At 66.8% G+C, this 20785-nt stretch carries 16 protein-coding genes, 1 pseudogene and 1 riboswitch; of the genes and pseudogenes, 15 read left to right on the top strand and 2 right to left on the bottom strand.

Annotation, left to right across the window (positions count from 1 at the left end; translation table 11 throughout):
• The first annotated feature begins 123 nt into the window (after positions 1 to 123).
• The 6 genes from SJH88_RS08950 (at position 124) to SJH88_RS08925 (ending at position 8208) form a co-directional block, all read left to right on the top strand.
• Positions 124 to 372, top strand: coding sequence for a glycine zipper domain-containing protein (locus SJH88_RS08950; RefSeq protein ID WP_042415528.1), 249 nt, complete (start codon positions 124 to 126; stop codon positions 370 to 372).
• Positions 373 to 445: 73 nt separating this feature from the next.
• The gene (gene mutL, locus SJH88_RS08945) at positions 446 to 2416 is read left to right on the top strand and encodes a DNA mismatch repair endonuclease MutL (protein WP_274754257.1); all 1971 of its coding nucleotides are present in this window, start codon (positions 446 to 448) and stop codon (positions 2414 to 2416) included.
• Between the two features lie 6 nt (positions 2417 to 2422).
• On the top strand, positions 2423 to 3262 hold the full coding sequence (locus tag SJH88_RS08940; RefSeq protein WP_042415326.1) for a MurR/RpiR family transcriptional regulator: 840 nt from the start codon (positions 2423 to 2425) through the stop codon (positions 3260 to 3262).
• A 460-nt stretch (positions 3263 to 3722) separates the two neighbouring features.
• The gene (gene gdhA / locus SJH88_RS08935; RefSeq protein WP_045267248.1) at positions 3723 to 5069 is read left to right on the top strand and encodes an NADP-specific glutamate dehydrogenase; all 1347 of its coding nucleotides are present in this window, start codon (positions 3723 to 3725) and stop codon (positions 5067 to 5069) included.
• A gap of 161 nt (positions 5070 to 5230) precedes the next feature.
• Positions 5231 to 6832, top strand: coding sequence for an alkaline phosphatase D family protein (locus SJH88_RS08930; RefSeq protein ID WP_274754256.1), 1602 nt, complete (start codon positions 5231 to 5233; stop codon positions 6830 to 6832).
• 401 nt (positions 6833 to 7233) lie between these two features.
• Positions 7234 to 8208 carry a porin gene (locus SJH88_RS08925; RefSeq protein WP_274754255.1) on the top strand — a complete coding sequence of 325 codons (975 nt, stop codon included), beginning with the start codon at positions 7234 to 7236 and terminating at the stop codon, positions 8206 to 8208.
• A gap of 76 nt (positions 8209 to 8284) precedes the next feature.
• On the opposite strand, the gene SJH88_RS08920 is transcribed toward SJH88_RS08925, so the two are convergent.
• Positions 8285 to 9148, bottom strand: a complete 864-nt coding sequence (locus tag SJH88_RS08920; RefSeq protein WP_420868902.1) for a methylglyoxal synthase — start codon at positions 9146 to 9148, stop codon at positions 8285 to 8287.
• Between the two features lie 94 nt (positions 9149 to 9242).
• Between SJH88_RS08920 and SJH88_RS08915 the strand changes: the two genes are divergently transcribed.
• The 9 genes from SJH88_RS08915 to SJH88_RS08875 all read left to right on the top strand — a co-directional run bounded on the left by SJH88_RS08915 (position 9243) and on the right by SJH88_RS08875 (position 18605).
• The gene (locus SJH88_RS08915) at positions 9243 to 10085 is read left to right on the top strand and encodes an alpha/beta hydrolase (protein WP_274754254.1); all 843 of its coding nucleotides are present in this window, start codon (positions 9243 to 9245) and stop codon (positions 10083 to 10085) included.
• Positions 10086 to 10232: 147 nt separating this feature from the next.
• Positions 10233 to 11309, top strand: coding sequence for a multidrug effflux MFS transporter (locus SJH88_RS08910; protein ID WP_331699566.1), 1077 nt, complete (start codon positions 10233 to 10235; stop codon positions 11307 to 11309).
• Positions 11306 to 11470 carry a hypothetical protein gene (locus tag SJH88_RS08905; RefSeq protein ID WP_331699564.1) on the top strand — a complete coding sequence of 55 codons (165 nt, stop codon included), beginning with the start codon at positions 11306 to 11308 and terminating at the stop codon, positions 11468 to 11470. Before SJH88_RS08910 ends, SJH88_RS08905 begins: the two co-directional genes overlap by 4 nt.
• A 40-nt stretch (positions 11471 to 11510) precedes the next feature.
• On the top strand, positions 11511 to 12503 hold the full coding sequence (miaA, locus tag SJH88_RS08900) for a tRNA (adenosine(37)-N6)-dimethylallyltransferase MiaA (RefSeq protein WP_274754253.1): 993 nt from the start codon (positions 11511 to 11513) through the stop codon (positions 12501 to 12503).
• A 464-nt stretch (positions 12504 to 12967) separates the two neighbouring features.
• On the top strand, positions 12968 to 14218 hold the full coding sequence (locus SJH88_RS08895) for a glycosyltransferase family 2 protein (protein WP_274754252.1): 1251 nt from the start codon (positions 12968 to 12970) through the stop codon (positions 14216 to 14218).
• Positions 14215 to 15147, top strand: a complete 933-nt coding sequence (locus SJH88_RS08890; RefSeq protein ID WP_274754251.1) for a PgaA family protein — start codon at positions 14215 to 14217, stop codon at positions 15145 to 15147. The genes SJH88_RS08895 and SJH88_RS08890 overlap by 4 nt, the downstream gene beginning before the upstream one ends.
• Before the next feature lie 113 nt (positions 15148 to 15260).
• On the top strand, positions 15261 to 15425 hold the full coding sequence (locus tag SJH88_RS08885; protein WP_154165012.1) for a hypothetical protein: 165 nt from the start codon (positions 15261 to 15263) through the stop codon (positions 15423 to 15425).
• 203 nt (positions 15426 to 15628) lie between these two features.
• Positions 15629 to 15859, top strand: a riboswitch (cobalamin riboswitch).
• Between the two features lie 136 nt (positions 15860 to 15995).
• Complete coding sequence (locus tag SJH88_RS08880) at positions 15996 to 17945, top strand: TonB-dependent receptor (RefSeq protein ID WP_274754250.1); 1950 nt, start codon at positions 15996 to 15998, stop codon at positions 17943 to 17945.
• Between the two features lie 393 nt (positions 17946 to 18338).
• Positions 18339 to 18605: a hypothetical protein gene (locus SJH88_RS08875; RefSeq protein WP_042415518.1), complete on the top strand. Its 267-nt coding sequence runs from the start codon at positions 18339 to 18341 to the stop codon at positions 18603 to 18605.
• A 708-nt stretch (positions 18606 to 19313) separates the two neighbouring features.
• Here the strand turns inward: SJH88_RS08875 and SJH88_RS08870 are convergent.
• Positions 19314 to 19969 (bottom strand): annotated as a pseudogene (locus tag SJH88_RS08870) (DUF924 family protein).
• Positions 19970 to 20785 lie beyond the last annotated feature (816 nt).

Raw genomic sequence — 20785 nt, 5'->3', positions numbered from 1 at the left:
AACCAAAGCCACAAATACTTGCAATACCGGCCAGAACTTTGCATGAAGTTCATGCAAACCGCCGGCAGACCCAGGCACAGTCACGCCTGAGTTTGACTATCGACACGCAAGGAGGTGCACATGATGAAAGCTCGCAGCACATTTTTGATCGCCGCCGTTGTGGGCGCTTTCGCACTGGGGGGCTGTGCCCACCGCCCACCCAGCAATGCCCAGGTCGGCACAGGCGTCGGCGCAGTGGCCGGCGGCCTGCTGGGCAATGCCGTGTTCGGCTCCACCCTGGGCACCGTGGGCGGTGCTGCGGCCGGCGCCCTGATCGGCAACCAGGTGGGACAGAACAGCGACTACTACGATGGTCGCCGCCGTCGCCGCTGATCCCGGCGGGCCCCGAAAACCTCTTGCCGCAGCGCCCCGAAGGGGCTGCATACAATGCGGTCAATGACCGCTTTTGCCCCTGCTGCGCCGCGCCATCCAAGACCTGCCCGATGAACTCATCAGCCAGATTGCGGCTGGCGAGGTGGTGGAACGCCCCGCCTCGGTGGTGCGAGAACTTGTCGACAACGCCCTGGATGCCGGCGCCACCCAGATCACCGTGCGCCTGCTGGCCGGCGGGGTGCGGCTGATCGCCGTCGAGGACGACGGCTGCGGCATTCCGCGCGAGGAACTGTCCGTGGCCCTGCGCCGCCATGCCACCAGCAAGATCCGCGACCTGCAGGAGCTGGAACACGTGGGCACCATGGGCTTTCGCGGCGAAGCGTTGGCCGCCATCGCCTCGGTGTCGGAGACCAGCATCCTCTCGCGCCTGGACGGCGAAGACAAGGCCTGGCTGCTGGAAGCGCGCAGTGGCGAGCTGCGCCCCGCGCCGCGCAACCGCGGCACCACGCTGGAGGTCAAGGAGCTGTTCTTCAGCACCCCGGCGCGGCGCAAATTCCTCAAGAGCGATGCCACCGAGCTGGCGCACTGCATCGAGTCCGTGCGCCGCCACGCCCTGGCACGCCCGGACGTGGGCTTTGCCATCTGGCACGAAGGCAAGCTGGTCGAGCAGTGGCGCGCCGTGCCCCTGGCCGAAGGCGCCGACCGCAACGAGGCCCTGGCCCGCCGCCTGGGCGATGTGCTGGGCGACGACTTCATCGCCAACTCCATCGCCGTGCAACGCACCTCGGCCTCCAGCGGCATCACCGTCTATGGCCGCGCCGGCCTGCCCGACGCCGCGCGCAGCCGCCCCGACCAGCAGTACTGCTACGTCAACGGCCGCTTCGTGCGCGACAAGGTGCTGACCCACGCCGCCAAGAGCGCCTACGAAGACGTGCTGCACGGGCACAAGCAGCCCATCTATGCCCTGTATGTGGAGATGGACCCGGCCCGCGTCGACGTCAACGTCCACCCCACCAAGATCGAAGTACGCTTTCGCGACAGCCGCGAAGTGCACCAGGCCATCAAGCACGCCGTGGAAGACGCCCTGGCCGCGCCGCGCGCCGCCTTGCTGGCCGACGCCGCACAAGCCCCACTGACCGAAGCCGGCCCCCCGGCAGCCCCGGCCAGTCTGGGTTGGCAGCCCAGCACCAGCCCCGTGCGCGCACCCATGGCGCCGCAGGTGCAGTACGCCATGCCCCTGCAGGAGGCGGCGGGCCACAAGGTCAACGACCTGCAGGCCCTGTGGGCGCCGCTGTGCGAGGCCACGCCCGCCCCCAGCGCCAGCACCACCCCCGCAGCGGCGACCGGATTGGCATGGAATACGGCGACAACGCCCGCCACAGCTGCGCAGACAGCTACAGAAATCGAGAACACCACCACCCAGCCATCCGCACCGGACAGCCCCAGCGCCGACACCACCTGGCCGCTGGGCCGCGCCGTGGCGCAGATCCACGGGGTCTACATCCTGGCCGAAAACGCCCAGGGCATGGTGGTGGTGGACATGCACGCCGCGCACGAGCGCATCGTCTACGAACGGCTGAAGGAACAACTGGGCAACGACCAGCCGATCGCCAGCCAGCCGCTGCTGATCCCCGCCACCTTCGCCGCCACGCCGCAGGAAGTGGCCACGGCCGAGGCCCATGCCGACACCTTGCGCGTGCTGGGCCTGGAGGTCGTACCCTTCTCGCCCAAGACCCTGGCCGTGCGGGCCGTGCCCGCCACCCTGGCCCAGGGCGATGCGGTGGAACTGGCGCGCAGCGTGCTGGCCGAGCTGGAACAACAGGACGCCAGTGGCGTGATCCAGCGCGCACGCAACGAAATCCTCGCTACCATGGCCTGCCACGGCGCCGTGCGCGCCAACCGACGACTGACTCTGGATGAAATGAACGCCTTGCTGCGACAGATGGAAACCACCGAACGCTCCGACCAATGCAACCACGGCCGCCCCACCTGGCGCCAGCTGAGCATGAAAGAGCTGGACGGCCTGTTCCTGCGAGGCCGCTGAACCACCATGGCGACCACCCTCCCCCCTGCCAAGGACGCCATCACCGTCCCCTTCTTCGCCCGCGTGCGCGCCGCGCTGGACAGCTTCTCGCCCACCGAGCGCAAGCTGGCCCAGGTGGTGCTGGACTACCCCATCAACCTGGCCGGCTACAGCGCCAGCGAGCTGGCCCAGCTGACCGGCGTGTCCAACGCCACCGTCACGCGCTTCATCCGCCGCCTGGGCTACGACAGCTACGAAGAGGCGCGCCGCACCGCGCGGCTGGAGGCCACCACCTCCGGCCTGCCACTGCCCAGCGCTGGCATCGCCCTGTCGCCCAGCACGCCCAACTGCGCGCTGCTGTGGCAGCAGCTGCAGGACAACCTGACCGCCACGCTGGCGCAGATACCGGCCAGCACCATGGACGCCATGGCCTCGGCCCTGCACCAAGCGCCGGCCATCTTCTGCGTGGGCCTGCAGCACAACCACATGCTGGCGCGCTCGCTGCGCGGCCACCTCATGAGCGGCCTGGACAAGCCCGTCTACGGCGCGCCCGCCGCCGGCGAGACCATCGAGGACGTGCTGGCCCGCATCGCCCCGCGCGACATGGTGGTGCTGTTTGCCCTGGGCGGCATCCGGGCCGACATGGCCGACCTGTGCGAGCGCGCGCGCAAGCTGGGCGCCAAGCTGATCTGCATCACCGACACCGCCAGCCACGCCCCGCCGTCCGACTGGCTGCTGCGCTGCCACACCACGCCGCACGCGACCGAGGTGCGCCACCTCACCGACACCAGCGCCGCCCAGGCCCTGGCCTATGGCCTGGCGGCCCACACCATCCAGTGGGGCGCCATCCCGTTCGAGCTGATCTGAGACCGCGGCCACGGCCGGGCACGGTGGCCGGCGTCCCCCTCCAGGCCCGCTATCCTCATTTTTCATAGCTGTCAGCGCTTGAAGCTTCAGGGCTTCAAGCGCTTTTTTATTGCAACAGCATGACAGCCGCGCGCCACCAGCTTCCGTATCCATAGCAGCACCGCGCCAGGCAGCCATTCGTGCCACGCCATGACTGCCATCGCCGCATACGAGGCCCGGTCCACCTGGCACCAACCAGCTATCAATTCAGAAGCATTGAGTGCTCAACCACCTTGACCGGGTGGCATGCCCGCGTCTGCCGCAAACACACAAACTTGGTGCATGCATGCACCACAGAAAGGCATCTATGCACCAATCTTCTACAAGTCATGCCTGTTTTGGTGCATACATGCATACATTTTTGGCATAATTTTTTGCTGCGCTGCGGCGCTTTTGTTTTGTGCCCTGAAAGAACCACCTCATGAAGTACGCCACCCTCGAGCAATTCCTGCAAGACGTTGCCACCCGCAACCCTGGCCAACCCGAGTTCCTGCAAGCCGTCACGGAAGTGATGGAATCGCTGTGGCCCTTCATCGAGAAGCACCCCAAATACGCCGACAACGCCCTGCTGGAGCGCCTGGTCGAGCCCGAGCGCATCATCCAGTTCCGCGTCAGCTGGATGGACGACAAGGGCCAGGTGCAGGTCAACCGCGGCTTTCGCATCCAGCACAGCATGGCCATCGGCCCCTTCAAGGGCGGCATCCGCTTCCACCCCTCGGTGAACCAGTCGGTGCTGAAGTTCCTGGCCTTCGAACAGACCTTCAAGAACGCGCTGACCACGCTGCCCATGGGCGGCGGCAAGGGCGGTTCGGACTTCGACCCCAAGGGCAAGAGCCCCGCGGAAGTCATGCGCTTCTGCCAGGCCTTCGTGACCGAGCTGTTCCGCCACGTCGGCCCTGACACCGACGTGCCTGCGGGCGACATCGGCGTGGGTGGCCGCGAAGTGGGCTTCATGGCCGGCATGTACAAGAAGCTGTCCAACAGCGCCGCCTGCGTGTTCACCGGCAAGGGCCTGACCTTCGGCGGCTCGCTGATCCGCCCCGAAGCCACCGGCTACGGCACCGTCTACTTCGCCGACGAAATGCTCAAGACCCGCGGCCTGTCCTTCGAGGGCAAGACCGTGTCCGTCTCCGGCTCGGGCAACGTGGCCCAGTACGCCGTGGAAAAGGCCATGCAGCTGGGCGCCAAGGTGGTGACCGTGTCCGACTCGTCCGGCACCGTCTACGACCCCAACGGCTTCACCACCGAGAAGCTGGCCACCCTCATGGAGATCAAGAACCACCAGTACGGCCGCGTCAGCGACTACGCCGCCCAGGTGCCCGGCGTGCAATTCCTGGCCGGCCAGCGCCCCTGGGGCATCAAGGTCGACGTGGCCCTGCCCTGCGCCACCCAGAACGAGCTGGACGCCGCCGATGCCCAGACCCTGATTGCCAACGGCGTGATCTGCGTGGCCGAAGGCGCCAACATGCCCTCGACCATCGAAGCCGCCAAGGCCTTCGAAGCCGCCGGCGTGCTGTATGCGCCCGGCAAAGCCTCCAACGCCGGTGGCGTGGCCACCTCGGGCCTGGAAATGTCGCAAAACGCCGCCCGCCTGAGCTGGCCCGCCGAGGAAGTCGACGCCCGCCTGCTGCAGATCATGCAAGGCATCCACGCCGCCTGCGTGAAGTACGGCAAGCGCGAAGACGGCTCCATCAGCTACATCGACGGCGCCAACATCGCCGGCTTTGTGAAGGTGGCCGAAGCCATGCAGGCCCAGGGCGTGATCTGAGCGCCAGCCGCGACGCGCGCTGTCCCACAAAAGGAACCCTCGGGTTCCTTTTTTTGTGGCCAACGGGGACGGCCCGGCGCCCCGCCACCGTTCATCGGGATGTCATATGCGCCCCCTACCCTGCGCCTTGTTATTGACTTCGATCAACAAGGAATTGCACGATGGAACGCCGCCGATTCATGGGTTGGGGATTGACTTCTGGTGCCCTGCTGGGCAGCACCGGGCTGCTGCCCCAGGTGCTGCAGGCCCAGACCGCCCCTGCCGCCATCACCCGCGACAACGCCCGCGCCCTCTTGCCCTCGGGGGTGCAAAGCGGTGACGTGCTGGCCCACAGCGCCATCGTCTGGGCGCGCGCCAGCCGCGATGCCCGCATGTGGCTGGAGTGGTCCACCACCGCCAGCTTTGCCCAAAGCCAGCGCGTGCGCGGCCCCGACCTGCTCGCCAGCAGCGACGGCACGGGCCGCATCGACCTGCAGGGCCTGCCGGCCGGCCAGGATATTTTCTACCGCGTCACGCTGGAGGACTTTGCCAGCGCCAACGTGCGCTCGCCGGTGCAGCAGGGCCATTTCCGCACCCCGCAGGCCGCGCACCAGCCGGCACGCAAGGGCTTGCGCCTGGTGTGGAGCGGGGACACCGCCGGCCAGGGCTGGGGCATCAACGAGGACTTTGGCGGCATGCGCATCTACGAAGCCATGCGCCAGACCAACCCCGATGTGTTCGTGCACAGCGGTGACACCATCTATGCCGACGGCCCCATCCTGCCCGAAGTGCGCCTGGCCGATGGCACGCTGTGGAAGAACCTGGTCACGCCCGAAGTCGCCAAGGTGGCCGAAACCCTGAATGAATACCGGGGCCGCTACCGCTACAACCTGATGGATGCCAATGTGCGCGCCTTCGGCAGCGAAGTGGCGCAGATCTGGCAGTGGGACGACCACGAGGTCACCAACAACTACTCCAGCAGCAAGAGCCTGCTGGGCAACGCCGCCTACACCGAGAAGAACGTCGAGCTGCTCACCGCCCGCGGCCAGCGCGCCTTCATGGAATACGCGCCCATCCGCCCGTTGGGCGCGGCCGAGTCCCAGCGCATCTATCGCGTGCTGCCGCAAGGCCCGCTGGCCGATGTGTTTGTGCTGGACATGCGCAGCTACCGCGGCCCCAACACCACCAATCTGCAGACCCAGGAAAGTGCCGACACCGACCTGCTGGGCCGCCCGCAGATCGAGTGGCTGATCCAGGGGCTCAAGGCCAGCCAGGCCACCTGGAAGCTGATTGCCTGCGACATGCCCATCGGCCTGTTCGTGCCCGACGGCAAGGATGCCGCCGGCGTTGCGCGCTGGGAGGCGGTGGCCAACGGCGAGCACGGCACGCCCAAGGGGCGCGAACTGGAGATGGCGCGCCTGCTCAAAGGCATCAAGGATGCGGGCGTGAAGAACGTGGTCTGGCTGACGGCCGACGTGCACTACACCGCCGCCCACCACTACAGCCCCGAGCGCGCGCAATTTCAGGACTTCGATCCGTTCTGGGAATTTGTCTCCGGCCCGCTGAATGCCGGCACCTTCGGCCCCAACGAGGCCGACAAGACCTTTGGCCTGGAGGTGGTCTACAGCAAGGCCTCGCCCCGCCCGAATGCCGCGCCCAGCGAGGGCTACCAGTTCTTTGGCCAACTGGACATCGACCACCGCAGCCAGGCGCTGACCGTGACGCTCAAAGACCTGAACGGCCAGTCGCTCTACACCCAGACGCTGGAGCCCCAGCGCAGCTGAGCCGCAGCCCCCCAAGGCCGGTGCCCCAGCGCAAGGGCACCGGCCTCCCTGCTCAGGCTCTGAGGTCGAACGCGGGCACAGCGCCGCCCCCCTCGACCGCACGCCCAGCGCCAGCCGGGGGCGGAAGGTCTGCCCCCGCCGGGTGCCGAACGGCGCTGGGCCGCACACCAGGGTCAGGCATCCGCCAAAAAGGCCTCTAGCCCTTATCCAATAGGCGCAGGCAGCTATGGTTTTCATTCCGCAGAACGCCCCTGGGTTGGACCGCTGCAGGTATAAACGCCGCCCACACCCGCCAGACCCCACGGTCTGCCTGCGTGCCTCCCACACCGTGGCCCATCCCGCTGCGGTGTGCGTGATCGTTTGCCGGGCCCAGGCCCGGCTTTGCTTTTTCCGAGTGTGACGTGACAGTTTTTTCCCCCAAGACCCTGGCCGCCTGCGGCCTGTTCGCCTTCTCCAGCACCGCCCTGGCCGATGCCAGCGCGGTCACCTTCTACGGCCGTCTGGACACAGCCCTGGAATCCACCCAGATCGGCCACCGCCGCGTGCACGGCCTGAACAGCAGCGACGCCTACTTCGGTTTCAAGGGCGTGGAAGCCCTGGGCCAGGGCCTGAAGGCCGGCTTCGTGCTGGAAAGCGCCATCCAGACCGATGACGGCGCCACCAGCCAGGCCGGCAGCTTCTTCAGCAACCGCAGCGAAGTGTTCCTGGAAGGCACATTCGGCACCGTGCGCATGGGCCGCTTCTTCAACCCCTCGTACTACGCCGTGGCCGACCGCACCAGCCTGCACAACGAGGACTACGGCATCAGCGCCGATGCGCTGTACGCCGGCGTGGAAAACGCCGCCAACCGCCTGGGCTACAAGTCGCCCACACGGCACGGCCTGACGCTGGAGTCCACCGTCAGCTTCCACGAGCGCGACGCCGCCCACCAGGGCCACAACGCCTATGACCTGGCCGCCAACTACGAACGCGGTCCCTGGTCCTTCGGCGCCGGCTACGGCGCATGGGCCGATGCACAGCAGTACGCTGTGCGCGCCACCTGGACCCAGGGCGACTGGACCGTCTCGGGCTACCACCAGCGCAGCCAGGACCGGGTCGCCGGGGTGCATGCCAAGACCCAGGTGAGCCGCGCCGCCGTGGCCTATGCGATGGGCGCCGGCGAACTGCATGCCAACTTCGGCCACGCCAACGCCCCCGGCCAGGCCGAGGCCGACCAGTGGACCGTGGGCTACAACCACCACCTGAGCGCGCGCACCAAGCTCTACGCCTTCTACACCGTGCTGCAAAACCGCCACGGCGCGCACTTCGCCGCCGAGGACCTGGCCGCGGACGAAGACCGCAAGTCACTGTCGGTGGGCATCCGCCACCACTTCTGAGGCCGGCCCACAGCGGGCGTCCCCACAAAAAAAGCAGCCTGCGGGCTGCTTTTTGGATGGCTTGGGATGCGAGCGCTCAGGCGCGCAGCAAGGCGGCATCGCACCAGCGCTGCGCCACCTTCAGCGTGGTGGTGCAGACCGCTTCGTGCGTCACCGTGGTCACGGCGCGCTCCAGCAGCTGGATGTCGGCCTCGTGCTGGCGCGCCACATGCGGGTCTTCGAAGAAGATCACGCGCTGGCAGCGGCGCTCCAGCACCAGGTCGGCAATCTGCGCATCGCCCCCCAGCGGGCCGCTGTTGTAGCGGTCCACCCAGGGCAGGTCCTGCGGCCAGCCCTTGCTCCAGGCCAGTTCGTTGAGCTTCTGGCCCGTGGTGCCCGTGCCCACGCGGCGGCGAAAGCGCGACAGCAGGGCAAAGTTCTGCGCCACGAACTCCAGCATCTGCGGCTTGAGCGCATCGTGGGCAATCAGCGCCAGGGTCTGGTTCTCGTAGTCGTGGAAACGGTCGGCATTGCGGTCCTGGGACAGGCCGGCATGGATGCGCTCCATCTCGATCCAGTCGCGCGCGCTGGCCACCGTGGACAGGAAGGCCTTGCCGTGGATCACGCACTGGCGCTTGAGGGCCAGTGCCTCGGGGAAGATGGAGGACGGGTCCACCGGGTCGGTCAGGTAGATGGCGGCATCCAGCGTGCGCCCATCGCCCATGCCCACCACCTCGGCCACCAGCTTCATCAGCCCACCCTCGCGGCCATAGGGGTAGCGCACCAGCTGGGGGTATCGGTGCAGCATGTCGGCCGCCGCGATGGCATCATAGGTGCGGCCCACGGCATGCAGGCCCAGCTGCAGCTCACGGATGCCGGGTTCGATGGCGCGCAGCAGTGCGAACAGCGCAGCGTCCTCGGTCTGGTGATGGAGTCGGTTGGCAGCAAGCCCGATCAGCATGGTCACATTCATCCTTGGTCAACGCCTGCACGGCCGCGCGCAAGCTTGCCGGCAAGCATAGTCCCAAACCACCCTGTTTTGCGTCACCACCACCATGAAACTGCGCCACCTGATCTGGGCCACCGCCGTCGCCACCGCACTGTCCGTGGCCGGCTGCTCTGCGCTGGATGCCAAGCAGCGCGCCATGATCTTCCAGCCCAGCGACCGCGTCTGGCAGCGTGCCGACATGGCGGGCATGCAGGACGTGTGGATCGACTTCCACAGCCAGGCCGACCAGCAGGCCGTGCGCCTGCACGGCCTGTGGCTGCCCCAGAAAAATGCCCGCGCACCCGTGCTGCTGTACCTGCACGGCGCGCGCTGGAACGTCACCGGCTCCACGCTGCGCATGCGCCACATGCACGCCCTGGGCTTTGCCGTGCTGGCCATTGACTACCGCGGCTTCGGCCAGACCCAGCCGGCCAGCCTGCCCTCGGAGGTCAGCGCCCGCGAAGACGCGCTGGCCGCCTGGCACTGGCTGGCACAGCAGCACCCCCAGGCGCCGCGCTTCATCTTCGGCCACTCGCTGGGCGGGGCCATCGCCATCGACCTGGCCACGCGCGTCGACGACGAACAGGGCCTGGTGGTGGAAGGCACCTTCACCAACATCCGCGACATGGCGCGCAACTTCCAGTGGGGCTGGCTGCCGCTGGGGCCGCTGATCACGCAGAAATTCGACTCGCTGGACAAGGTGGCCCACATCGGCGCGCCGCTGCTGGTGGTGCACGGCAGCGCCGATACGCTGGTGCCCCCGGCCCTGGGCCAGCAGCTGTACGACGCCGCCGTGCCGCCCAAGCAGTGGGTGCTGGTGCAAGGCGGCACCCACCACAACACCAACAGCCTGGGTCAGGCCCAGTACCGTGCCGCCCTGGCTGCGTGGCTGGCACCTAAAAATCCATAGCTGTTCGCGCTTGCCAGGCAAGCGCCAGCGGCATTTTTTGCCACTGTCTTAAACAAGCGACACCACGCCCAGGTGCAACTGCTAACCTGCGCGGCGGCCGGCCCCCATGGCCTGCCGCCCGTTGGTTTCACTTCGCACTGGTTGTTCGTGTCTTCTGTTGCCCCTCCCGCCGCCGCACGCGCGGCCATGTCCCCCGTGTTCGTCATCGCCATGCTGGCCCTGCTGCTGGGCCTGCAACCGCTGACGACCGACCTGTACCTGCCGGCCCTGCCCCTGTTGACCGAACAGTTGGGCGCCAGCGTGGCCCAGACCCAGACCACCTTCACCGCGCTGCTGCTGGCCTTTGGCGGCTCGCAGCTGCTGTGGGGCCCGCTGTCCGACCGCTGGGGCCGCCGCCCCATCCTGCTGACCGGCATCGGCCTGTACGTGCTGGCAGCCGTGGGCTGCGCGCTGGCGCCCGACATGCACAGCCTCATCGTGCTGCGGGTGCTGCAGGGCGCCGCCCTGGGCGCGGCCGTCATGGCGGCGCGCGCCATCGTGCGCGACCTGTACCAGCCCGTCGAGGGGGCGCAGGTCATGTCCAAGGCCCTGACCGGCCTGGGCGTGCTGGCCTGCAGCAGCCCGCTGCTGGGCAGCCTGCTGGCCACCCACCTGGGCTGGCGCGCCACCATGGTCACCCTGGCGCTGGCCGGCAGCGGGGCCTGGCTGCTGGTGTGGCTGCATTTCCAGGAAAGCGTGCAGCACTTCAACCCGCACGCCCTGCGCCCGCGGCTACTGTGGCAGAACTGGCGCCGCATCCTCAGCCACCCGACCTTCCTGGCCTACACGGCCACCACCAGCTGTTCGTTCGCCGGGCTGGTGGTGTTCCTGACCGGCTCGCCCTTCGTGTTCATGGGTGTGCTGGGCTGGAGCGCGCAGGACATCGGCCTGCTGCTGGCGGCCAACGGCATGGTCTACATCGGCGGCACCATCCTGTGCCGCCGCCTGCTGGTGCGCTGGGGCGTGCGCCGCACCGTGGCCGTGGCCGGCGGCCTGGCCCTGCTGTGCGCGTGCTGCTGGCGGCGCTGGCCTGGGCCTGCGTGCGCAGCGGCCTGGCCTATGCCGCGGTGTGCATGCTGTACCCGGTGGCCCACGGCATCCAGCAGCCCTGCGGGCAAAGCGGCGCGGTCAGCAGCTTTCCGCAGGCGGCGGGCACGGCCTCGGCGCTCAACGGTTTCATCATGATGGTGTGCGCCTTTGCCACCGGGCAGGTGCTGGGCCGCAGCTTCAATGGCACTGTGTACCCCTTGGTTTTCGGGCTGGGCCTGTGGTGCCTGGCCGCAGCCTTGGCATCATGGATGCTGGTGCGCCGCTACGGCGCCCCCGGCGCGGCCACTTCGGCCTGATGCGCGCCGGGCTGGCTTCAACCCTTTCCTACCCCCTGCCTTGACTGCGTCCCCCCACCCTCTGCCCTGCATTGCGATTGCAGGCCCCACGGCTTCCGGTAAAACCAACGGTGCGCTGGCCCTGGCCGCCGTCCTGGCCCAGCGCGGCCAACCCAGTGAAATCATCAGCGTGGACTCGGCCCTGGTCTACCGCGGCATGGACATCGGTACCGCCAAACCCAGCCGGCAGGAGCGGGCCGCCGTGCCCCACCACCTGATCGACATCCTCGACCCGCTGCAGTCGTACAGCGCGGCCGAGTTCGTGCAGGACACCCAGCGCCTGGTCGCTGAGATCCGCGCCCGCGGCGCCATTCCGCTGCTGGTGGGTGGCACCATGCTGTATTTCAAGGCGCTGCTCGACGGCATCGACGACATGCCCGCCGCCGACCCCGAGGTGCGCGCCCGGCTGGACGCCCAGGCCGCCAGCATCGGCTGGCCCGCCATGCATGCCGAACTGGCCCTGGTGGACCCGGAAACCGCCGCCCGCCTGGCGCCCGGCGACAGCCAGCGCATCCAGCGTGCGCTGGAGGTGTGGCACATCTCCGGCCAGCCGCTGTCCAGCTTTCACCAATCAAAAAAGAGAGCTGAAGACGCACAGCCCGCCTTTGATTGCACGCTGTTTTCTTTGGAACCCAGCGACCGTGCCTGGCTGCACGCCCGCATCGCCCAGCGCTTCCAGGCGATGCTGGACGCCGGCTTCATCGACGAAGTGCAAGCCCTGCGCGCGCGCGGCGACCTGCACCCCGACCTGCCCAGCATGCGCTGCGTGGGCTACCGCCAGGTCTGGGAAGAGCTGGACTGGCAGGTCCGCAAGAACACCCCGCAACTGAACATGCACCTGGTGCGCGAAAAGGGCATTGCCGCCACGCGCCAGTTGGCCAAGCGCCAGATCACCTGGCTGCGCAGCATGCCCCAGCGCCACACCATCGCCTGCGACGACCCGCTGGCCACCATGCAGCTGGTCCAGGCCGCGCTGCAGTGCCTGCCGGCCTGATAACGACACAGACCGTTCAGACTTAGGACCGGCCTTGTGCAGCCGGCCACCGCTGCCCGGACAATGGTGCCTGTTGCCCGATGGCATCGCCCACGTGCCACGCCCCTGTGCGGCCCACGGGCCCAGTAGTGCCACGGCCTGATGCGGCGCGGGACCACCCCGGTTCACCGTGCCCACCGCTGCGGCAGGCGTAAAATACTGCGCCACCGGTAAGACCGCTGGGTCTGCCGACTTTCCACGCCGCGGTTGAGCACCACGTCTGCAGTGCCGTTGCACTGGCCGCACAACCACCGCATGCTTGCATGCGGTTGCAATGTCTAGCCCTGCATGCCCAACCCGCCTTCCCTGATCGGTCCCTCCCCTTCCCCTGCTTCTCGGCCGCCGGATGCCCCCGATCCGCAGCGTCCACGGTGGTATCTGCCCGTGCGCGCCAAGTTCGGGATTGCCATCGCGGCTTCGGTCCTGTGGGCCTGTGGCGCCGCCTGGCTGGCCAGCGCTGGGTCCACGACCTGAGCCAGCAGACCGGGCCCGTGCTGGCTTACCTGGTCATCTACGGCATCGCCGTGATTCCGGGCTTCATGAATGCCTTCTTGGTGGTTAGCCTGCTGCTGGACCGGCGCCCGCGCTTCAAGCCCCAGCCCGCCACAGGCGCGCTGCCGGCCATCACCATCTTGGTGGCGGCCTACAACGAGGCCGCCAGCATCCTGGGCACGCTGGAGAGCATCGACCGCCAGGACTACCCTGGCCCCTTGTCGGTGATCGTCGTCAACGATGGATCCACCGACAACACCCTGGAACTGCTGGGCACGGTGCACTATCCCTGGCTGCGGGTGCTGGACATCGGCCGCAACGTGGGCAAGGCCCGGGCCTTGACCCAGGCACTGGAACAGGTCCACACGCCCCTCACCCTGACCGTGGACGGGGACTCTTACCTTTTCAAAAACGCCCTGGCCAACCTGGTGCGCCGCTATCTGAGCGACCCCGTCAACACCCGCGCCGTGGCCGGGGCCGTGCTGGTGCGCAACTCGCGCGTGAACCTGGTCACCAAAATCCAGGAGTGGGATTACTTCCACGGGATTGCCGCCATCAAGCGCCTGCAAAGCCTCTACCAGGGCACGCTGGTGGCCCAGGGCGCCTTCTCCCTGTACGATACCCAGGTGCTGCGCCAGTTGGGCGGCTGGCCCCACACTGTGGGGGAAGACATCGTGCTGACCTGGGCCATCCTCAAGGCCGGCTACCGCGTCGGCTTTGCCGAGAACGCCTGTCTGTTCACCAACGCCCCGGAAACCTGGAAGCAGTTCATCCGCCAACGCCAGCGCTGGTCCCGGGGCTTGATCGAGGCCTTCAAGGCGCACTGGCAACTGCTGTTCCAGGCCCGCATGAGCACGCTGTTCATATGGTGGAACCTGCTGTTCCCGTACATGGACCTGGTATACACCCTGGCCTTCATACCCGGCCTGCTGCTGGCCTGCTTGGGGATCTACTGGATTGCGGGGCCCATGACACTGCTGGTGCTGCCGCTGGCCCTGCTGGTGAACTACCTGATGTTCCACGTCCAGTCTGCCATGTTTCGTGAACAAGGGCTGAAAGTGCGCAGCAACCCATTAGGCTTCGTCTTCTATGCCTTGTTCTACAGCATCGTGCTGCAGCCAGCCTGTGTCTGGGGCTACTTCAAAGAAATCGTCAGCCGCACCAAACACTGGGGAACCAAATGAACCTGATCTGTTACCACACCGCCTGCGCGGCCCTCTTGTGCGCCGTCACCCTCAGCCCCGCAGCCGCCTCCAGCGACGAACGCCCCAGCCGCTTCGTCTCTGCGGGGGTGGATGGCAGTAACGACTCTGACGGTTTCAGCGAATTCAAGCCCTGGACCCAGTACGAGGGCGCCAACGGCTGGGGGCTGCGGGCCGGCTGGCAGCACTACGCCATCGACGGCTGGAGCACCGAGGGGCGCAGTCTCTACCTCACCCACCAGCAGCGCACCCCATCCTGGACCAGCCAGGGCCGGCTGGGCCTGAACCGCAGCGCCGGTCACTCACACTGGGTGGGCGTCTGGGATGGCATGTACCAGCTGTCCCGCCAGACCTCTGCCGGCGTCAGCCTGGAGCGTGACGTGGTCAACTCCCGCCGTGGCCTGACCGAGGGGCTGACTGCCACCACGGCCATGGCCGTGCTGGACCAGCAACTCTCGCCACGCTGGAGCCTGGGCCTGGCGGCAGGCAGCACCTGGTTTTCTGACGACAACCGGCGCGACACCCTGCGCAGCCGCTGGACCTTCACCCTCAGCGAAGACCAGGGCCTGTATGCCTATGCCACCACGCGCCATTACCGCAACAGCGAGCCCTATCGCCGCGCCTACTTCTCGCCCGAACGCTTTCGCGAAGCTGCGCTGGGCCTGATGTGGAAAAAAGCCCTCAACGACCAGGTGGTCCTCAGCACACACGCCGACCTGGGCCGCCAATACATCGAAGGCGAAGGCCAGCGCCTGTGGCACGTCGGCCTGTACCTGTCCGCCCCGCACCGTGCCGCCATCCAGTGGAAACTGGGTTTTGCCACCAGCCGGGACCATGCGTCTTCCATCATCGGCAGCAGTGTCAGCTACCGCTACACCAACGCCGTGGCCAACGTCCGCATCCCCTTCTAAGGGGTTCCCTGCACGCCGCGCATGGCCTGGACCCAGCCGGCGGCCCGGCCCACACTTACCACTGCTTACGTGAACCGGCCGCCCAGGCCTTAGCCTTGGACCAGGAGTTGCCCATGAAAACCATGACCCTTTGCGCCACCGCCTTGTGCCTTGCACTGGCCCTGGGTGGCTGCGCCCAGCGCGCGCAGTACTACCAGCCCTCGGACACCAGCGCCCGCAGCGGCAGCGGCATCACCGTGTATGGCGAGATCGACGCCAGCGTGGTGCATTCGCGCTGAGCGCGCTGGACACACACCCAACGCCACAGGCTCCGTGCGTGTGGGCGATGCCGCAGGTGCACCCACACAGTGCAAGCACCAACTATCAGCATATCCCCTGTCACACCACAGCCTGGATGCACGTCCCAGCGCTGCGGGCACCTGCGCCGCGCAACCCGTGCGGGCGGGAAGCCCGGTATCATCGCCGTCCACTGCCTCCCAAGAGGCGGTGACCACGTTATCGGTGCCCAGGTCGGTCACGCCCTGGGTTAAACGGGAAACAGGTGCGCGCCATTCCCCAATGGATGCAATGCCTGTGCTGCCCCCGCAACGGTAAGTGCGAGTCTGTGGAAGCAGTGCCACTGGGACGACAACGTCCTGGGAAGGCGTTCCACATGTCCGGTCAACCGGACCAACGCACCAGCCCGGAGACCGGCCGAAACGTACAGAGTCGGATGCGCTGCGGGGTGGCAGCGACGAGTGCGGCATGTTGGCTGCCTTCAGCAGCCCCCTTCACCGAACGCGGTGCATCCATGTACGCAACACCGCCGCCTGCGGGGACGCAGGATCGCGGCCTGATGAGTGATGTCCATGCCCTCCCGTCCTTCCCCATGTTCCCTGGCTGTGGGAACCGCCCTGTCCTTGCTGGCGGCCCCTGGCAGCGCCCAGTCCAGCCTCAGCGAGCCCATCGTGGTCTCGGCCACACGCATCGACATGCACGACCAGGATGCGCCCTATGCGTCCGAGGTGCACACCCGCAGCGACATCGAGCGCTCGGGCGCGCATTCGCTGTTCGACTATCTGGCGCAGCAAAGCTCGCTGCAGATCAGCCCCAGCTACGGCAACCGCTACACCCCGCAGATCAGCATGCGGGGCTATGGCAATGACGGCTTCCAGAACCTGGTGATCTCGGTCGATGGCCGCCGCCTCAACAACATCGACTCCATCCCACAGCTCATCGGCTCGATCTCGCTCAGCGACATCGAGCGCATCGAAATCACCAAGGGCAGCGGTGCCGTGATGTTCGGTGACGGCGCCACCGCCGGCACGATCCAGATCTACACCAAGCCGCGCAGCGGCGTCAGCCTGGAAACCTATGCGGGCGACCACGGGCAGCGCGGCGCCATCGCCTCGGCAGGCCTGGTCCGCGAGCGCTTCGATCTGTCGGCCACCCTGGACCACAGCCATGTGAACGGATTCAGCAGCCCCGACCCCACGGGCCACCGGGACCAGTCGGAAGGCAACACCTGGCGTGTGGCCGGTGCCCTCAAGCCGGTGGAAGGCCTGAGCCTGGACATGGAGGCTGGCGCCTCGCACATCGACACGCGCTACCCGAATCCGCTGACGCAGGCACAGTTCAACGCCAACCCCGGCATGTACACCGGAGACCCCTACCCCTACATCCAGCAGAAGCTGCAAAGCGACCACTGGAGCCTAGGCGCCGAGTACCGCGTGAACCGCCAGTGGAAGCTGTCGGCCCGCCACAACGATGAGGACAAGTCCTCGCGGTACCCCAACTCTACGCCCGCCCAGTACCGCTACGTGTCCAACGAAGTGGCAGCGCAGTTCCAGCACGACGCGCTGATCCTGAATGCGGGTTATCAGAACTTCGATGGCCAGCGCACGCAATCCGGCAGCACCACCAAGCACAACCGCGGCCTGTTCCTGCAGGGGCAGTACATGCTGGAGGCCCTCACCCTCTCCGCCGGCATCCGCCGCGAGGAAGTCACCTACCGCCACAGCCCGCTCAGCGGCCAGTCCCTGCAATCTGAGCAGCGTCTGACCTCGTGGGAGCTGGGGGCCAACCACCGCCTGTCGCCGCAACTGGCACTGTTTGCGAACTACAGCGATGCCTTCGTCACCCCGGACGTGGATCGTTTCTTCTTCACCGACTGGAGCTCGGGCTCGCCCGTCACCGCCTTCAACGGCTTCATCGAACCCGCCAAGGCGCGCACACTGACTGTGGGCGCCAACCACCAGACGGCACGCCACCGCCTGAAACTGTCGGCCTTCTACGCCAAGCTCTGGAACGAGATCTACTACTTCGAGACCGGTCCGTTCTCCGGCATCAACACCAACATCGACCAATCCCACAAGTACGGCCTGGAGCTGCAGGACCGCGTGCAGATCACCCCGCGGCTGTCCGGCCACATCAACTACGCCTGGACACGCGCCATCATCGACCGCGAGAACGACGGCGGCGGCGCTTTCGATGGCAAGGAGCTGCCGGGCGTCTCGCGCCACAGCGTGGTGCTGGGCCTCAACCTGCGCGTCGCGGAGCGTGGCAACCTGCACCTGTCGCACACTTGGCGCAGCAGCACCTGGGCCGCGGGCGACTTTGACAACAACAACGCCCAACGGCAAAAAGCCTTCCAGAGCACGGACCTGACCTACCGCCACCAGCTGGACAAGCACCTGGACATGTACGTGGGCGTCAGCAACCTACTGGACCGCAAGAACGGCATCTGGGTGCGCGACGACGCCATCTACCCCGTGCAGTTCGAGCGCACCTGGAAGCTGGGCGCACGCATGCAGTTCTGACCCCGTGCCCCTGCCGCGCCCACGCCCGGGGGCGGTACAGCGGTGGGACATGCCCCCCAACCCATGCCGCGCATGTCCCACGCGGCCAGCGTCTGCCAGAGCACCGCACTGGCCGCTTGGGGCAGGTGCAAGGGCCAGCCTTCAGCGCCCGGCAGGTGGCGTGCCTCACCCAGCGCCACACCGTCGGTGCCTCGGTGCAGACACTGTGCACGGCCTGCGCCCCGCACGACCTCTCCAGCCAAAAGGCGTGCCAGACGCAGACCAAATCGGACCCACTCGATGGCCGGTACCCTGCCCTACCACCACGCCATCCCACCCGCCAGCACACCGTCCGCCTGATTTAGGTACAGTGATGCCCCCTGCACGCCCTGCGTGCCCGCCGAAAAGAACACCATGACCCAAGATCCACAGCGCCAGAGCGAACTCAAAAAAATCGAAATGTGCGATGCCTGCGCCGGCATCCAGCGCAACTGGCGCAAAGCCCCCGGCCACGTCGAGCTGGCCCAGGGCAGCAACTACAAGCGCGAACGCGCCACCGGCATGGTCACCGTCACCCGCTACGTCTGCGAGCGCTGCGGCACCAACTGGGAATACGAGAACGACAAGAACAACATGCACGCCGGTTGGTCCCTGACCGGCCGCCGTCCCACCAAAGACTGAGACTTCTCGAAAAAAGATAGCTGGTAGCGCAGTATCTACAAGCTGCACTGCCCAAAAAGGCAAAAATGGGCGCGCCCGTCGCACATCGCACAGCCAGGCACATGCCCCCAAGCTCGATTGCTTTCCGGCTTGCCGCATCGCGGTGCCTGCCGGAACTGGCAGGCGTGGAATGCAGGATTTGCGCATGCAACGCCTGGGTTTTCGCGGGACAGCGCTCGCGTCACCATTTCAGCCGCCATGTCTGTTAAGACAGCGGCAGGCACCGCGCGGCAGCCGATTCCACCCCGTTAGATTTTTTCAGCCATCGGCGCGTGTGGCTGGCCGCAGGTGTGACCGTCACCGCCGTGGGTGCTGCCACTGACTGCGGCTGCATGGTCGTCAGTACCTCACCAACGGTGCAGGTCCTGTAACCAGGGCTACTTGCGCAGAGGATTTTCCCCATCCGGCCTTGGGCATCGGGCTGCATGCCCCCGCCAGGGGCCAGCCACCGCATCAAAGCCATCGGACGGGGAATGCCCAGGCCATCCCCCAAGCATGCGAAACCAGGCGCACGGCAATCTTGGCCTGCCCAGCATGCCGCACAGACAGTCCCAGGATTGCAGGTGCAGGTGCAGGTGCAGGTGCAGGTGCAGGTGCAGGTGCAGGTGCAGGTGCAGGTGCAGGTGCCACCGCAGTGTTGACCGACACCGCGGGTGCTACCGCCCCCTCTCAGAACCCCGCGCCCGGCTGGCTCAGATAGGCCTTCTCGGCCGCCGTGCTCTCGCGCCCCAGGATGGGGTTGCGGTGCGGGAAGCGTCCGTACTGCGCAATCACCTCGCGGTGCTTGTGCGCATAGTCCAGCGTGACCTGGAAAACTCGCGCAACTGCGGCGGCGCGTTGCGCTGCAGCTCTTCGAAGGCCACCACGCTGCTCTCCTGCATCGCCAAGTTCTCGGCATGCTCCAGCGGCAGATAGACAAAAATGCGCGCCATCTCCGGGATGCTGGGATCCTGGTCCCAGCCCCGGTCAATCCCCTGCAAGGCCAGCGCCAGCGCCTTGGCATCACCGGCAAAGCTCTTGGGCGTGCCGCGGTAGGCGTTGCGCGTGAACTGGTCCAGCACGATCAGCAGCGCCAGCCAGCCCAGCGGGGACTCCAGCCCCTCGCCGTCCAGCTTGCCGGCCAGCGCCTCCTGCAGCACCGCGCCAAACAGGTGGCGGATTTCCTCGTCCACCTCTTCCGACTTGGTGAACCACAGGGCCTGGCGCGTCTGCGCACTGGCGTTGGTGGGCAGCTCCGCCCCCAGCCAGTACTCCAGCACCTGCGACAGGCGAGGGTCCAGCGCCGACGCGATCGGCAGCGCCCAGGGTTTGGAAGGGATGGACATGTGCAAACTCCTTGTCATCTGTAATTTCATGCGGCCCGTGCGGCCCATGCGGGCCATGCGGCCCATGCGGCCCATGCGGCCTGCGCCCATGGTGCATGCCTTGCGCTCCCGGTGCAAGGCCAGACCAACCGTGCGTAGCGGGGACGCCCGCTCACAACGCGCAGGCAGGCAGCCCACCCATCAAAACCATAGCGCATGACGCCTGTCAGATCTGTGCTTCACGCCAAAAATGCATCGCACTGCGAGACACTCCGCCAGCGGTTGCAACCAGTCCGTTGTGATTGCGCAGACACACGTGATGGGCCGGCTCAATGAATTGGGTCATATGCAGCATGCAAGCGCCATCGGTGCCAATGTCGGGTTCGAGGCGGGTTGCGGTCCTTCAACCCACCAATGACATTAACGGCGGATGCCCAGGGCCGTCATTGAACCAAGGCTTCTTCAGCGGGCTGCTCATTGCCCGAAAGCCGTTTCGGAAAAGCTGGTCGATTCAACCCTGTCATAGCAGGCCTCTTCAGTTCGATATGACTCCAAGCCTTAGATTTCATGTCCCGGATGATTGGCTGCTTACAACCAAGCGCACGTTGCTCCATAGCAGACAAGTGCTGCAGGCTGTTGTGGCAACATGGCAATCGTCTTCCAAGGAGCCGCTATGTTGATTGCTCTACACAAGAACGCAACGACCACGCCTGCTACACGACGTGCATTGCAGCAAGCCAGTAGCACTGACCGGGAGTTGGCCCAGCAATACGGCATTGGCCTGGACACGGTGCGCAAGTGGCGTCATCGCACTACGGTGCACGATGCCAGTCATAC

The sequence above is a fragment of the Comamonas sp. GCA5 genome, assembly GCF_036541385.1.
Classification (GTDB): domain Bacteria; phylum Pseudomonadota; class Gammaproteobacteria; order Burkholderiales; family Burkholderiaceae_C; genus Comamonas; species Comamonas aquatica.
The sequence above is the reverse complement of the archived record's forward strand: the minus strand, read 5'-3'. Positions and strand labels throughout refer to the sequence as shown.